The organism is Bacillus sp. N447-1, assembly GCF_022701035.1.
Classification (GTDB): Bacteria; Bacillota; Bacilli; order Bacillales; family Bacillaceae_G; genus Bacillus_A; species Bacillus_A cereus.
Genome location: NZ_CP065509.1, coordinates 2352434 through 2367004, shown reverse-complemented (window position 1 = coordinate 2367004; position 14571 = coordinate 2352434). Strand labels below are relative to the sequence as shown.

Below are 14571 nucleotides of genomic sequence, written 5' to 3'. Positions count from 1 at the left end.
AATGAATGCAAGAACGGTAAATAAAGTTTGGACGGGTATCTTTTATGCGGTTGCGGCTTTAGTTGTAGCTTTGCTAGTGTTCTTAGTATTTGAGATTTTACAAAAGGGATGGGGATTTTGGGATCCTAATTTCTTGTTTGGAGAACCAAGCAATACAAGAGCTGGTGGTGGGATTGGTCCGCAGTTATTCAATTCCTTCTACATGCTTGTTATAACGCTTATTATATCTATTCCTCTTGGATTAGGTGCTGGAATATATTTAGCGGAGTACGCAAAACAAGGACGTTTTTTAAATTTTGTTCGTCTATGTATAGAGACGATGGCGTCTTTACCTTCTATTGTTGTTGGTTTATTTGGTTTGTTAGTGTTCGTTACAATGACAGGTTGGGGATACACAGTAATGGGTGGTGCTCTTGCTTTAACTATTTTAAATTTACCAGGTTTAACGCGTGTTTGTGAAAATGCGATTTCAGAAGTTCCTCAGAATGTAAAAGAGGCAAGTCTTGGATTAGGTGCAACGAAGTGGCAAACAATCGCTCGTATTATTATCCCATCGTCATTACCACAAATTATTACAGGGATTATTTTAGCGGCGGGTCGTATATTTGGGGAAGCGGCAGCATTAATTTACACAGCGGGTTTAACATCCCCGATTTTAAATTCAGCAGCGGATTTCTCAAGTCCTGCGCATCCTTTAAATCCGTTTAGACCAGCTGAAACATTAGCGGTTCACATTTGGAAATTAAATTCTGAAGGAGTTATTCCAGATGCGAAGTTGATTGCGACAAAATCTGCAGCTGTATTAATTATTATGGTATTACTATTCAATGTTATTTCACGCTTGATAGCATCTATATTACACAAGCGCTTTACAGGAACGAAAAGAAAAAGTAAAACAACGAAAAAGGTAAAAGCGGCATAAATTATAAAGAAGAACTCTCTATTTATAGGTAGGGGGTTCTTTTGTATTTTAATATAGAAGGAATGGATGTAATGATTGTTGAATTTGTGATTAATTATAAAGAAGAACAGATGTAATTTAGAGAGGAGCTTTAATTTGTTTTTTCTGCAAATGTCAGGTTTTCCTGGGTCAGGAAAATCGACAGTTTCTAAGTATATAGCGAAATTAACAGGTGCTGTAATTATAGATCATGATGTTTTGAAATCCGCGTTGTTAAAATCATTAAAAGTAAAAGGAATTGAATCAACGATTGTTGGTGGGCTTGCGTATGATGCCGAATGGGTATTGATTGATTCTTATTTAGAACAAGGGCATAGTGTTATATTGGATAGTCCGTGTTTATATGAGGGAATGGTTGAAAAAGGGATTGAACTATCAAATAAACATGGTGTGAAATATAAATATATTGAGTGTTATCTTAATGATATGGAAGAGATTAATAGGAGACTGCAAACACGTAAGCGTATGATCAGTCAAATTGAAAAGGTGGAATCGGAAGTAGGTTTTAAAAAGTGGTTAAATGGTAGTAAAAGACCTTCAAATAATGAATACCTTATTGTGGATTCTAGTAAACCTATAGAGCAATATGTGGAAAAAATGATGGATTATATGACTAAATAGAGAAAAGGCGTTATCTTCATTTGTGAAGATAACGCCTTTTGTTTTTAAATATCAGGTGTTTCTGTAGAAGTGCTTATTTTCCTACGGGAGCGTCTTTTTCTCCCGATTTTATCTAGTAGTTCATACATAACTGGAACGACTACTAATGTAAGAGCAGTTGAGACTGCCAAACCGCCGATGACAACGACGGCTAAACTTTTTGATACCATACTTCCTGCTTGGGATTGGCCAAATAGGAGTGGGAGCATAGCAACGATTGTTGTAATAGCTGTCATAATAATTGGGCGTAGTCTAGTAGAACCTGCTTCAAGTAAGGCTTCTCTAGTTTCCATTCCATGTTCCCGATTTTGTTGGACTCTTTCTATTAATACAATAGCGTTTGTAACAACAATCCCGATTAACATTAATGCGCCGATCAAGGAATTTACATCAACAGGTGTTCGTGAAATGATTAATCCTAAAATACCACCGACAGCAGCTAATGGTAAGGAGAATAGGATTGCAAAAGGAGCACGTGCTTGCCCGAAGGTGATAACCATAATTAAATATACAATCCCGATTGCAATCCCCATAATTTTGAATAAATCTGTAAAATTCTCTTGCATAGATTCAGTAGCTCCTGCGATATTTACTTTTGCACCACCAGGTAAATCTAAGTCAGTCATCGCTTTATTTACTGCTGTGTTTACTTTACTCAAATCTTCATTTGAAGCTTCGGCTGTAATTTGGATTGTTTCTTTTCCGTCTTTATGGAAAATTTCTGTTTGTGTTTGTTTTTCTGAAATAGTTGCAATGTCTTTTAAAGGTATTGGTCCATTAATAGGTGATAGTATGTTTGTATTTAAAATATCTTCTTGTTTATTAATGTTTTCTTTTTTGTGTTCTATCATAATAGTAGCTTTTTCATTATTAATTGTAATTTCGCCAATAGGTGATTTCTTCATAAGGAATGCTACTTGTTGCGCAGCTATTTCTGGTGTTAAACCTAGTTGTTCAGCCTTTGTTTGATCAATATGAATTTGCCATTCTTTCTTAGAGTCTTCTAAATTTGTTTTTACTTTAGAAAGATCATCCATGCTTTTTAGTTTTGTTTCAACGATAGTAGCCGCTTCTTTTAAATCCGCTTCGTTAGTAGCTGTTACGTTAAATTGTAAGTTATTGCCGCCGCCAGAGCTTGAATAACTTGTTTTTATATAATCAAGTTCAGCAGGCTCAAAAGTTTTATGTTCCTTTTTTAACTCTTTAATATATTGATCAATATCAGAACCTTTTTTAAAGACTACGAATATACTAGCGAGGTTATTTTTAGTTGTTTGCCCCCATTGTGCATCTTCTGCGCTAGATCCCATTCGTAAAATAACGTCTGTTATATCTGAATTAGAAAGTAATTTCTTTTCAAAATCAAATGCTTTTTGTTTTTGAGATTCAGCATTATAATGGGCTGGAAATGTCATGTTAATAGATAACATTGTGTCGTCTTCAGATTTTATGTTTGCTTTCGGTAGTAATATATAAGCTGCAATTGATCCTACAAATAATAAAAATGCAGTAAGTAGAATAATGAATTTATGAGAAAGAGCCCACTTTAATGTAGCGACATATCGTGATGAAGAACTTGGCTTTCGATGCTTTGTTTTTTTGAGTAGTAAAAAAGCCATAAGTGGAACAACTGTTAGTGCAACGATTAAGGATGATAATATAGAATATACAACTGCTAATACCATAGGTAACATTAATTTTCCGATTGCTCCTGATACGAGGCCGATAGGTAAAAAAACAGCGACCGTTGTTAAAGTAGAAGAAGTAATTGCGACTGCGACTTCTTTCGTTGCATCGAGAATGATATCTTTAGAGAAAGAATCTTTTTGTAAACGGCGGAAAATATTCTCGATGACAACGATACTATCATCGACGAGACGTCCAACCGCAACAGCTAAACCACCGAGGGTTAAAATGTTAAGCGTAATGTTAGATTGATGTAGTAAAAAGAGTGTTAATAAAATGGATAATGGAATACTGACAACAGCGATGAGTGTTGTTCGGAAGTTACGTAAAAAGATTAAGATAATTAGAGTTGCAGCGATTGCTCCAAGTATTACTTCTTTTCCCATGCTAGTAACAGCATTTTCAACTTGTTCATGGGTTGAAGCCAAAAGTTTAATGGAAAATTGATCTTTATATTCCTTATCTATCTCTTTAACTTTTTTATCAATCTCTTTTCCAATGGCAACTGCATTTTTACTCGGTTCTTTCATGATGATTAATCCTGTGCCTTCTTCTCCGTTTATATGTGAGATTGTATCGTAGTGTTGTTTGATTTCAATTTGAGCAATGTCTTGCAATTTCACTTGGGGTGCCACAGTGATGTTTTTAATGTCATTTACATTTTTTATGTCCCCAATGACGCGGAGGTTGTATTCTTCCTGATTAACAGTAATTGCCCCAGCTGGAGTAGAAGTTTCTTTTCCTTGTAAAACAGTTAGTACCTGCTGTGATGTTACGTTTTTGTTTTTTAATTGGTTCGGATCAAGTACGATAGATAATTCAGAGGTGGATTTTCCGAAAAACATAACGTTGGCAACACCATCAATGTTTTCGAGTTGTGGTACGATTTCTTTTTCAATTTGTTTTTCATCTGCTTTTGAAAAACCGTTTTGTTTCTGGATAGTAATTTGAGCGAGTGGAATCATAGAAGTGTTTAATTGACTAACTACGGGCTTGGTTACATCTTTAGGTAATTTAATTGTATTGACGGCTTTTTCGACTTCGCGTGCTGCATCTTTCATGTTTGCTTTTGATGTATACGCAATGTCGATACGTGATAATCCCTCGTATGTAGAAGAAGTAATGGTGTCGACGTGTTCTAAATTGCGAAATTGTTTTTCGAGAGGATTAGTTACATCCTTTGTCATCGTTTCAGCGTCGAGTCCTTGAGATAAGGTTGTGACGGTAATTGCTGGATTGTCGATACTCGGTAAAAATTCCATAGGTAATTTAGAGCCGGAATAAACACCGAGTATGGAAATGAGAAAAATCATGATGATAATGGCAGCTCGGTTTTTTAATGAAAACTTTGTTAACCTATCCATAAAATAATTCCTCCATTGGTTTATTTATAGTTGAGTGCGTCCTTTCTTACTATATAACAAAAAATGGATATTTTTCATTAATTAAATGTAAAAAAATTCTAACAATATCCTTAAGTTTGTATTAGGATTGGAATGTTGTTAATTTGTAGGGGGGGAATTTTTGAATGAGAAGGGAGGGGATAATGCGCGCGAGTGGCTGTTTAATGTAGACGGGATTTTTTCTTAAGGCTAATTTGTATAGTTATTTTATAGAAGGATAATGATTATAAGCTTTAATATAGAAGAGAATGAAAATTTGGGAAGGTATTGTGAAATACAATTTGGTTGAACGGAGTGTATTAGCATACAATTAGAATAACTATTTTCAGTAGTAAGGATAATAGTTACTTCTATAGAAGAAAGTAGGGTAGATAATTTTTTTATATTTTTATAAAAAAACACTTGTTATTTAAAAGTTGTGATGGTATATTAATAAACGTCGCTGATGCGGAAACGCAGAAAACGACAAAAAAGAAATTTTAAAACTTAGTTGACATCGAAAAATTAAGATGTTAATATGATGAAGTCGCTTCTGAAGCGGCGGACAAGTTCTTTGAAAACTGAACGAAACAAACAACGTGAAACGTCAATTTTTATTTTAGATGCTAGACAAACTAACTTTATTGGAGAGTTTGATCCTGGCTCAGGATGAACGCTGGCGGCGTGCCTAATACATGCAAGTCGAGCGAATGGATTAAGAGCTTGCTCTTATGAAGTTAGCGGCGGACGGGTGAGTAACACGTGGGTAACCTGCCCATAAGACTGGGATAACTCCGGGAAACCGGGGCTAATACCGGATAACATTTTGAACCGCATGGTTCGAAATTGAAAGGCGGCTTCGGCTGTCACTTATGGATGGACCCGCGTCGCATTAGCTAGTTGGTGAGGTAACGGCTCACCAAGGCAACGATGCGTAGCCGACCTGAGAGGGTGATCGGCCACACTGGGACTGAGACACGGCCCAGACTCCTACGGGAGGCAGCAGTAGGGAATCTTCCGCAATGGACGAAAGTCTGACGGAGCAACGCCGCGTGAGTGATGAAGGCTTTCGGGTCGTAAAACTCTGTTGTTAGGGAAGAACAAGTGCTAGTTGAATAAGCTGGCACCTTGACGGTACCTAACCAGAAAGCCACGGCTAACTACGTGCCAGCAGCCGCGGTAATACGTAGGTGGCAAGCGTTATCCGGAATTATTGGGCGTAAAGCGCGCGCAGGTGGTTTCTTAAGTCTGATGTGAAAGCCCACGGCTCAACCGTGGAGGGTCATTGGAAACTGGGAGACTTGAGTGCAGAAGAGGAAAGTGGAATTCCATGTGTAGCGGTGAAATGCGTAGAGATATGGAGGAACACCAGTGGCGAAGGCGACTTTCTGGTCTGTAACTGACACTGAGGCGCGAAAGCGTGGGAGCAAACAGGATTAGATACCCTGGTAGTCCACGCCGTAAACGATGAGTGCTAAGTGTTAGAGGGTTTCCGCCCTTTAGTGCTGAAGTTAACGCATTAAGCACTCCGCCTGGGAGTACGGCCGCAAGGCTGAAACTCAAAGGAATTGACGGGGGCCCGCACAAGCGGTGGAGCATGTGGTTTAATTCGAAGCAACGCGAAGAACCTTACCAGGTCTTGACATCCTCTGAAAACCCTAGAGATAGGGCTTCTCCTTCGGGAGCAGAGTGACAGGTGGTGCATGGTTGTCGTCAGCTCGTGTCGTGAGATGTTGGGTTAAGTCCCGCAACGAGCGCAACCCTTGATCTTAGTTGCCATCATTAAGTTGGGCACTCTAAGGTGACTGCCGGTGACAAACCGGAGGAAGGTGGGGATGACGTCAAATCATCATGCCCCTTATGACCTGGGCTACACACGTGCTACAATGGACGGTACAAAGAGCTGCAAGACCGCGAGGTGGAGCTAATCTCATAAAACCGTTCTCAGTTCGGATTGTAGGCTGCAACTCGCCTACATGAAGCTGGAATCGCTAGTAATCGCGGATCAGCATGCCGCGGTGAATACGTTCCCGGCCTTGTACACACCGCCCGTCACACCACGAGAGTTTGTAACACCCGAAGTCGGTGGGGTAACCTTTGGAGCCAGCCGCCTAAGGTGGGACAGATGATTGGGGTGAAGTCGTAACAAGGTAGCCGTATCGGAAGGTGCGGCTGGATCACCTCCTTTCTATGGAGAATTGATGAACGCTGTTCATCAATAAAGTTTCCGTGTTTCGTTTTGTTCAGTTTTGAGAGAACTATCTCTCATATATAAATGTATGTTCTTTGAAAACTAGATAACAGTGTAGCTCATATTTTTTAATTTTTAGTTTGGTTAAGTTAGAAAGGGCGCACGGTGGATGCCTTGACACTAGGAGTCGATGAAGGACGGGACTAACGCCGATATGCTTCGGGGAGCTGTAAGTAAGCTTTGATCCGAAGATTTCCGAATGGGGAAACCCACCATACGTAATGGTATGGTATCCTTATCTGAATACATAGGGTAAGGAAGACAGACCCAGGGAACTGAAACATCTAAGTACCTGGAGGAAGAGAAAGCAAATGCGATTTCCTGAGTAGCGGCGAGCGAAACGGAACATAGCCCAAACCAAGAGGCTTGCCTCTTGGGGTTGTAGGACATTCTATACGGAGTTACAAAGGAACGAGGTAGACGAAGCGACCTGGAAAGGTCCGTCGTAGAGGGTAACAACCCCGTAGTCGAAACTTCGTTCTCTCTTGAATGTATCCTGAGTACGGCGGAACACGTGAAATTCCGTCGGAATCTGGGAGGACCATCTCCCAAGGCTAAATACTCCCTAGTGATCGATAGTGAACCAGTACCGTGAGGAAAGGTGAAAAGCACCCCGGAAGGGAGTGAAAGAGATCCTGAAACCGTGTGCCTACAAATAGTCAGAGCCCGTTAACGGGTGATGGCGTGCCTTTGTAGAATGAACCGGCGAGTTACGATCCCGTGCGAGGTTAAGCTGAAGAGGCGGAGCCGCAGCGAAAGCGAGTCTGAATAGGGCGTTTAGTACGTGGTCGTAGACCCGAAACCAGGTGATCTACCCATGTCCAGGGTGAAGTTCAGGTAACACTGAATGGAGGCCCGAACCCACGCACGTTGAAAAGTGCGGGGATGAGGTGTGGGTAGCGGAGAAATTCAATCGAACCTGGAGATAGCTGGTTCTCCCCGAAATAGCTTTAGGGCTAGCCTTAAGTGTAAGAGTCTTGGAGGTAGAGCACTGATTGGACTAGGGGTCCTCATCGGATTACCGAATTCAGTCAAACTCCGAATGCCAATGACTTATCCTTAGGAGTCAGACTGCGAGTGATAAGATCCGTAGTCAAAGGAAACAGCCCAGACCGCCAGCTAAGGTCCCAAAGTGTGTATTAAGTGGAAAAGGATGTGGAGTTGCTTAGACAACTAGGATGTTGGCTTAGAAGCAGCCACCATTTAAAGAGTGCGTAATAGCTCACTAGTCGAGTGACTCTGCGCCGAAAATGTACCGGGGCTAAATACACCACCGAAGCTGCGGATTGATACCAATGGTATCAGTGGTAGGGAGCGTTCTAAGGACAGTGAAGTCAGACCGGAAGGACTGGTGGAGTGCTTAGAAGTGAGAATGCCGGTATGAGTAGCGAAAGACGGGTGAGAATCCCGTCCACCGAATGCCTAAGGTTTCCTGAGGAAGGCTCGTCCGCTCAGGGTTAGTCAGGACCTAAGCCGAGGCCGACAGGCGTAGGCGATGGACAACAGGTTGATATTCCTGTACCACCTCTTTATCGTTTGAGCAATGGAGGGACGCAGAAGGATAGAAGAAGCGTGCGATTGGTTGTGCACGTCCAAGCAGTTAGGCTGATAAGTAGGCAAATCCGCTTATCGTAAAGGCTGAGCTGTGATGGGGAAGCTCCTTATGGAGCGAAGTCTTTGATTCCCCGCTGCCAAGAAAAGCTTCTAGCGAGATAAAGGTGCCTGTACCGCAAACCGACACAGGTAGGCGAGGAGAGAATCTAAGGTGTGCGAGAGAACTCTGGTTAAGGAACTCGGCAAAATGACCCCGTAACTTCGGGAGAAGGGGTGCTTTCTTAACGGAAAGCCGCAGTGAATAGGCCCAAGCGACTGTTTAGCAAAAACACAGCTCTCTGCGAAGCCGTAAGGCGAAGTATAGGGGGTGACACCTGCCCGGTGCTGGAAGGTTAAGGAGAGGGGTTAGCGTAAGCGAAGCTCTGAACTGAAGCCCCAGTAAACGGCGGCCGTAACTATAACGGTCCTAAGGTAGCGAAATTCCTTGTCGGGTAAGTTCCGACCCGCACGAAAGGTGTAACGATTTGGGCACTGTCTCAACCAGAGACTCGGTGAAATTATAGTACCTGTGAAGATGCAGGTTACCCGCGACAGGACGGAAAGACCCCGTGGAGCTTTACTGTAGCCTGATATTGAATTTTGGTACAGTTTGTACAGGATAGGCGGGAGCCATTGAAACCGGAGCGCTAGCTTCGGTGGAGGCGCTGGTGGGATACCGCCCTGACTGTATTGAAATTCTAACCTACGGGTCTTATCGACCCGGGAGACAGTGTCAGGTGGGCAGTTTGACTGGGGCGGTCGCCTCCTAAAGTGTAACGGAGGCGCCCAAAGGTTCCCTCAGAATGGTTGGAAATCATTCGTAGAGTGCAAAGGCATAAGGGAGCTTGACTGCGAGACCTACAAGTCGAGCAGGGACGAAAGTCGGGCTTAGTGATCCGGTGGTTCCGCATGGAAGGGCCATCGCTCAACGGATAAAAGCTACCCCGGGGATAACAGGCTTATCTCCCCCAAGAGTCCACATCGACGGGGAGGTTTGGCACCTCGATGTCGGCTCATCGCATCCTGGGGCTGTAGTCGGTCCCAAGGGTTGGGCTGTTCGCCCATTAAAGCGGTACGCGAGCTGGGTTCAGAACGTCGTGAGACAGTTCGGTCCCTATCCGTCGTGGGCGTAGGAAATTTGAGAGGAGCTGTCCTTAGTACGAGAGGACCGGGATGGACGCACCGCTGGTGTACCAGTTGTTCTGCCAAGGGCATAGCTGGGTAGCTATGTGCGGAAGGGATAAGTGCTGAAAGCATCTAAGCATGAAGCCCCCCTCAAGATGAGATTTCCCATAGCGTAAGCTAGTAAGATCCCTGAAAGATGATCAGGTTGATAGGTTCGAGGTGGAAGCATGGTGACATGTGGAGCTGACGAATACTAATAGATCGAGGACTTAACCATATAATATGTAGCAAATGTTATCTAGTTTTGAAAGAATATAAAAAACTTGTTGACTTTCGAGGTCAAATGAGTTAAAATGATTCTTGTCTTAAATGAATACAGTCTGGTAATGATGGCAGAGAGGTCACACCCGTTCCCATACCGAACACGGAAGTTAAGCTCTCTAGCGCCGATGGTAGTTGGGACCTTGTCCCTGTGAGAGTAGGACGTTGCCAGGCAAAATGGAGGATTAGCTCAGCTGGGAGAGCACCTGCCTTACAAGCAGGGGGTCGGCGGTTCGATCCCGTCATCCTCCACCATATATGTCGGAGGGGTAGCGAAGTGGCTAAACGCGGCGGACTGTAAATCCGCTCCTTCGGGTTCGGCAGTTCGAATCTGCCCCCCTCCACCATTCTTAATTAATGGGCTATAGCCAAGCGGTAAGGCAACGGACTTTGACTCCGTCATGCGCTGGTTCGAATCCAGCTAGCCCAGCCATTAAGAGCCATTAGCTCAGTTGGTAGAGCATCTGACTTTTAATCAGAGGGTCGAAGGTTCGAGTCCTTCATGGCTCACCATTTTAATGAAATATGCGGGTGTGGCGGAATTGGCAGACGCACTAGACTTAGGATCTAGCGCCTTTGGCGTGGGGGTTCGACTCCCTTCACCCGCACTTTTAATAAAATAACTCATACATGTCTTGCGGAAGTAGTTCAGTGGTAGAATACAACCTTGCCAAGGTTGGGGTCGCGGGTTCGAATCCCGTCTTCCGCTCCAATTTTCAATATGACATGCCGGGGTGGCGGAACAGGCAGACGCACAGGACTTAAAATCCTGCGGTGGGTGACCACCGTGCGGGTTCGACCCCCGCCCTCGGCACCATATGCGCCCGTAGCTCAATTGGATAGAGCGTTTGACTACGGATCAAGAGGTTAGGGGTTCGACTCCTCTCGGGCGCGCTTTTATTAACGGGAAGTGGCTCAGCTTGGTAGAGCACCTGGTTTGGGACCAGGGGGTCGCAGGTTCAAATCCTGTCTTCCCGATATTACCAAAAAACATGGGGCCTTAGCTCAGCTGGGAGAGCGCCTGCCTTGCACGCAGGAGGTCAGCGGTTCGATCCCGCTAGGCTCCACTTTATTTAATATATGTCTCGGAGGTATACCCAAGTTCGGCTGAAGGGATCGGTCTTGAAAACCGACAGGCGGTGAGAATCGCGCGGGGGTTCGAATCCCTCTACCTCCTCCATTTTTTCTTTAATGGCTTAGACATATAATAATAAAATATTTATTTTTTCCTTCATGGAGGTATACCCAAGTTCGGCTGAAGGGATCGGTCTTGAAAACCGACAGGCGGCGAGAGTCGCGCGGGGGTTCGAATCCCTCTACCTCCTCCATTTTTAAAACTTTATATTGTCGCGGGGTGGAGCAGCACGGTAGCTCGTCGGGCTCATAACCCGAAGGTCGCAGGTTCAAATCCTGTCCCCGCAACCAAATGGTCCCGTGGTGTAGTGGTTAACATGCCTGCCTGTCACGCAGGAGATCGCCGGTTCGACCCCGGTCGGGACCGCCATTTATGTTGGCTCGGTAGCTCAGTCGGTAGAGCAGAGGACTGAAAATCCTCGTGTCGGCGGTTCGATTCCGTCCCGAGCCACCATTTTTTTTATGCCGGCTTAGCTCAATTGGTAGAGCAACTGACTTGTAATCAGTAGGTTGGGGGTTCAAGTCCTCTAGCCGGCATCATTTAGGGGCATAGTTTAAAGGTAGAACTGAGGTCTCCAAAACCTCCAGTGTGGGTTCGATTCCTACTGCCCCTGTAAAGTATATGGGCCTATAGCTCAGCTGGTTAGAGCGCACGCCTGATAAGCGTGAGGTCGATGGTTCGAGTCCATTTAGGCCCACCATATATTATTCCGCAGTAGCTCAGTGGTAGAGCTATCGGCTGTTAACCGATCGGTCGTAGGTTCGAGTCCTACCTGCGGAGCCATGGCCCGTTGGTCAAGTGGTTAAGACACCGCCCTTTCACGGCGGTAACACGGGTTCGAATCCCGTACGGGTCATACCAAAAAGAGTCAGCATTATGCTGGCTCTTTTTTATTTTGTTAATCCTTTTTATTACGTTACTTTCCAGAAATAAATAAAGGAATTTTGGAAAAGCTATGGTATGTATAAAAAGGAGGAAATCATAATGACACGAGTGAGAGACTTAATGAGTACCCATATTGTACATTGTACACCGCTAGACAATGTATATGAGGCAGCTGTAAAAATGAAGGAAGAATCGATTGGATTAATTCCTGTTGTTGAAAATGAGCAAGTTGTTGGGCTTGTTACTGATCGTGATTTAGTCGTTCGAGGGATTGCTGAAAAACATCCTGGATCTAATAAGATTACAAATGTAATGACAACAAATATTATCTCAGTTTCTCCAAATGATTCTATTGAAAAAGCTACAGAGCTAATGGCACAGCATCAAATTAGACGATTACCAGTAGTTGATAGTGGTCAACTTATTGGCATGTTAGCACTAGGAGATTTAGCTATAAGGGAATCAGCAGATGATCAAGCTGGATTTGCCTTGAGCGAAATCTCAGAGCGTACAGAGTAAATTGAAACTTTCATTAACCGAGAGTTTAATGGTCACTCATAAAGAGCTAAATTATATATAAATTTCAGATACATTATTCTAGTATATATGGATTAAACTAATATGTTAGCGTGATGTATCTGAGACATTATATAATAAGTATGTGGTTAATAATTTCGACATTTTTTTAAAATTTGTTATTCTTAATTTTTAATAAGAGAAAAGATGATATACTGATAGATATAAGTATTATGAGAGATTTTGAATATAACAATATTAATTTTTAGTGGTGCGATAATAAATTAATATTTCCTACATAGATGAAAAGGGAAGGGGAATTATATGAAGGCTGTACAGGGCGATCCAAATTGGAATTTGGTTACAGATACATATATAGAACCAAATAATTTCGCTGAATTATTTTCTTTGCTTGTACCTTGTCACCCAAAAGGTGAGGGGAAAGAACGAACTATATTAGTATGGAAAGAGAAAGAATTTTATAAAGAAGAAAATTTAGCGGCATTTATCGTATATGGCATGAATAAAGCAAAGAAATTACCGCAGTTTCATAAAGATGAAATTCCAACTTTAGTGCGTATTCTTCGCTTATGCCAAGAGATTGGTTGGTATGAAGAGGCAAATGATTTTATGATAGCGCAAGGATTAGCTGAGTTTGTTCATACTTCATTGGAATATGAAACATGGGATCTTTTGACGCAATCAGTTGCTTTAAATTATTTAATTATTAAATATCGTATAGGTGAATTGACAGATAGGGATATTGAAATTTGGGATAGAGTTAAATTTAATGAGAAGTGTATAACCGATTGTAAACATTTATTATCTCATAAAGAAGTATTGGAATTTACATTCTTTTATATGTGCAAGAGAGCGAAATCATTATCAAAAGAGCAATTAAATAGTGATATGATGAGTTTAGCAATGTATTGTAATACTTTTGTATATGATTTGTATACACATGATTTATTACGGAAATATCGTAAGTGTACAGATTTCCTATCATATTATGGACCTAGTCAGGCAGTTTTAGCATGTCAAAGAGCTGTATTATCTCAAATTTCCGATCGCTTAGACCCATTAAAGACAACGCATGTAGATGATTATTTATATGTGATGAAAGAAATGATGGAGCATATGACGATAGGAGTAATGGATCGATATGGTCATTTTATTGGAAAGCTACTATCTTATGTGCCATTTTTCGAAATGATACAAGTTCCACAGCATGCATATTATTGTGAAGAATTACTGTATATTTGTAAGGGCATTGAATATAAAGAAGAAACACTACGCAATTATATATTTATACAATTACATGATTGTTTACCATCATTTTTTAGGCTATTTCTTAAAAATAAGCGTTACGCAACGATTCATGATATTCTTTTCTATTGGTGCGATGACGAACAACGAATGAGCTTAGAGAAAAAATATAATCTGAGCTTTATTTATGAAAAATATGCTTGTGGATAAACAATATTTTCGATATGAAAAATTAATATAAATTAAAAAGGATCTCCAGTTTATGTGAGATCCTTTTTTGTTAGTAAAACAAGGAGAAAGTGATTAAGACAAGAAACAACATTCCATATAGGAGAAGTTGTGCAGTATAACTTCCTTGTATACCAAAAAAAGTATTGGCTTTCTTATACAAATGCAATATGTATTTTATTGGAGCATCTTTGAAAGATTGGTACACAGTGTCTCCTCTTTCTAAGCTTCTTGTTCTTGTTTTTGTTTTTGGTTATAAGGGACATTAATATATCTAGCTACAAATAATAAAACAGCCATAAAGAATACTGGAAATACAGTAGATAAATAAAAGCCATTACTAATTATATTTGTTATGAGAGCACTCAAAAGAAAAATAGCATTATAAATATGGGCAATTTTTGTTTTAGTTGCACTTGAAATGATTCCATCATAATTTCTAATGCAACAAAAGCAATAATAATAGATAAAAATACAATGTTTGTATTGTAAATGATTAAACAACAGATTAAACCTAAAAAGGCTATGTATTCAATTATAAGAGGTATATTGCGTGGCATAC

General features: G+C 41.6%; 5 protein-coding genes, 20 tRNA genes, 3 rRNA genes and 1 pseudogene. 27 read left to right on the top strand and 2 right to left on the bottom strand.

Annotation, left to right across the window (positions count from 1 at the left end; all coding sequences use genetic code 11):
- Position 1: 1 nt before the first annotated feature.
- Positions 2 to 922, top strand: a complete 921-nt coding sequence (pstA, locus tag IQ781_RS12020) for a phosphate ABC transporter permease PstA (RefSeq protein WP_000994141.1) — start codon at positions 2 to 4, stop codon at positions 920 to 922.
- Positions 923 to 1057: 135 nt separating this feature from the next.
- Complete coding sequence (locus IQ781_RS12015; protein ID WP_000465755.1) at positions 1058 to 1582, top strand: P-loop nucleotide/nucleoside kinase family protein; 525 nt, start codon at positions 1058 to 1060, stop codon at positions 1580 to 1582.
- A 44-nt stretch (positions 1583 to 1626) separates the two neighbouring features.
- Here IQ781_RS12015 and IQ781_RS12010 read toward each other — a convergent pair whose 3' ends face one another.
- Complete coding sequence (locus tag IQ781_RS12010) at positions 1627 to 4671, bottom strand: efflux RND transporter permease subunit (protein ID WP_000375549.1); 3045 nt, start codon at positions 4669 to 4671, stop codon at positions 1627 to 1629.
- Between the two features lie 659 nt (positions 4672 to 5330).
- On the opposite strand from IQ781_RS12010, the gene IQ781_RS12005 reads away from it, so the two are divergent.
- From IQ781_RS12005 to IQ781_RS11885, 25 genes are all read left to right on the top strand, one after another.
- Positions 5331 to 6877, top strand: a 16S ribosomal RNA gene (locus IQ781_RS12005).
- 145 nt (positions 6878 to 7022) lie between these two features.
- Positions 7023 to 9935: ribosomal RNA gene (locus IQ781_RS12000) — 23S ribosomal RNA — on the top strand.
- A gap of 102 nt (positions 9936 to 10037) precedes the next feature.
- Positions 10038 to 10153, top strand: a 5S ribosomal RNA gene (gene rrf / locus IQ781_RS11995).
- The 16S, 23S and 5S rRNA genes sit together here with 20 tRNA genes alongside, the layout of an rRNA operon.
- A 5-nt stretch (positions 10154 to 10158) precedes the next feature.
- Positions 10159 to 10234, top strand: a tRNA-Val gene (locus tag IQ781_RS11990).
- 8 nt (positions 10235 to 10242) lie between these two features.
- Positions 10243 to 10326, top strand: a tRNA-Tyr gene (locus tag IQ781_RS11985).
- 11 nt (positions 10327 to 10337) lie between these two features.
- Positions 10338 to 10412: transfer RNA gene (locus tag IQ781_RS11980), tRNA-Gln, on the top strand.
- A gap of 4 nt (positions 10413 to 10416) precedes the next feature.
- A tRNA-Lys gene (locus tag IQ781_RS11975) sits at positions 10417 to 10492 on the top strand.
- Between the two features lie 14 nt (positions 10493 to 10506).
- Positions 10507 to 10587 (top strand) — tRNA-Leu (locus IQ781_RS11970).
- A 29-nt stretch (positions 10588 to 10616) separates the two neighbouring features.
- Positions 10617 to 10691 (top strand) — tRNA-Gly (locus IQ781_RS11965).
- 16 nt (positions 10692 to 10707) lie between these two features.
- Positions 10708 to 10796 (top strand) — tRNA-Leu (locus IQ781_RS11960).
- Positions 10797 to 10799: 3 nt separating this feature from the next.
- Positions 10800 to 10873, top strand: a tRNA-Arg gene (locus tag IQ781_RS11955).
- Between the two features lie 10 nt (positions 10874 to 10883).
- Positions 10884 to 10957 (top strand) — tRNA-Pro (locus IQ781_RS11950).
- 16 nt (positions 10958 to 10973) lie between these two features.
- Positions 10974 to 11046 (top strand) — tRNA-Ala (locus IQ781_RS11945).
- A gap of 20 nt (positions 11047 to 11066) precedes the next feature.
- Positions 11067 to 11159 (top strand) — tRNA-Ser (locus IQ781_RS11940).
- 55 nt (positions 11160 to 11214) lie between these two features.
- A tRNA-Ser gene (locus IQ781_RS11935) sits at positions 11215 to 11307 on the top strand.
- Between the two features lie 20 nt (positions 11308 to 11327).
- Positions 11328 to 11404: transfer RNA gene (locus IQ781_RS11930), tRNA-Met, on the top strand.
- 3 nt (positions 11405 to 11407) lie between these two features.
- A tRNA-Asp gene (locus IQ781_RS11925) sits at positions 11408 to 11483 on the top strand.
- Between the two features lie 8 nt (positions 11484 to 11491).
- Positions 11492 to 11567 (top strand) — tRNA-Phe (locus IQ781_RS11920).
- Between the two features lie 10 nt (positions 11568 to 11577).
- Positions 11578 to 11650 (top strand) — tRNA-Thr (locus IQ781_RS11915).
- Positions 11651 to 11656: 6 nt separating this feature from the next.
- Positions 11657 to 11727, top strand: a tRNA-Trp gene (locus tag IQ781_RS11910).
- A 10-nt stretch (positions 11728 to 11737) separates the two neighbouring features.
- Positions 11738 to 11814, top strand: a tRNA-Ile gene (locus tag IQ781_RS11905).
- Positions 11815 to 11822: 8 nt separating this feature from the next.
- A tRNA-Asn gene (locus IQ781_RS11900) sits at positions 11823 to 11897 on the top strand.
- A 1-nt stretch (position 11898) separates the two neighbouring features.
- Positions 11899 to 11970: transfer RNA gene (locus IQ781_RS11895), tRNA-Glu, on the top strand.
- A 128-nt stretch (positions 11971 to 12098) separates the two neighbouring features.
- Positions 12099 to 12518 (top strand): CBS domain-containing protein, encoded by a 420-nt coding sequence (locus IQ781_RS11890; protein ID WP_000199006.1) that lies wholly within the window; start codon positions 12099 to 12101, stop codon positions 12516 to 12518.
- Between the two features lie 321 nt (positions 12519 to 12839).
- Entirely contained in the window at positions 12840 to 13991 is a 1152-nt protein-coding gene (locus IQ781_RS11885) for a DUF3965 domain-containing protein (protein WP_000648912.1), read from the top strand.
- 240 nt (positions 13992 to 14231) lie between these two features.
- Here the strand turns inward: IQ781_RS11885 and IQ781_RS11880 are convergent.
- A pseudogene (locus tag IQ781_RS11880) lies at positions 14232 to 14569 on the bottom strand (hypothetical protein).
- Positions 14570 to 14571 lie beyond the last annotated feature (2 nt).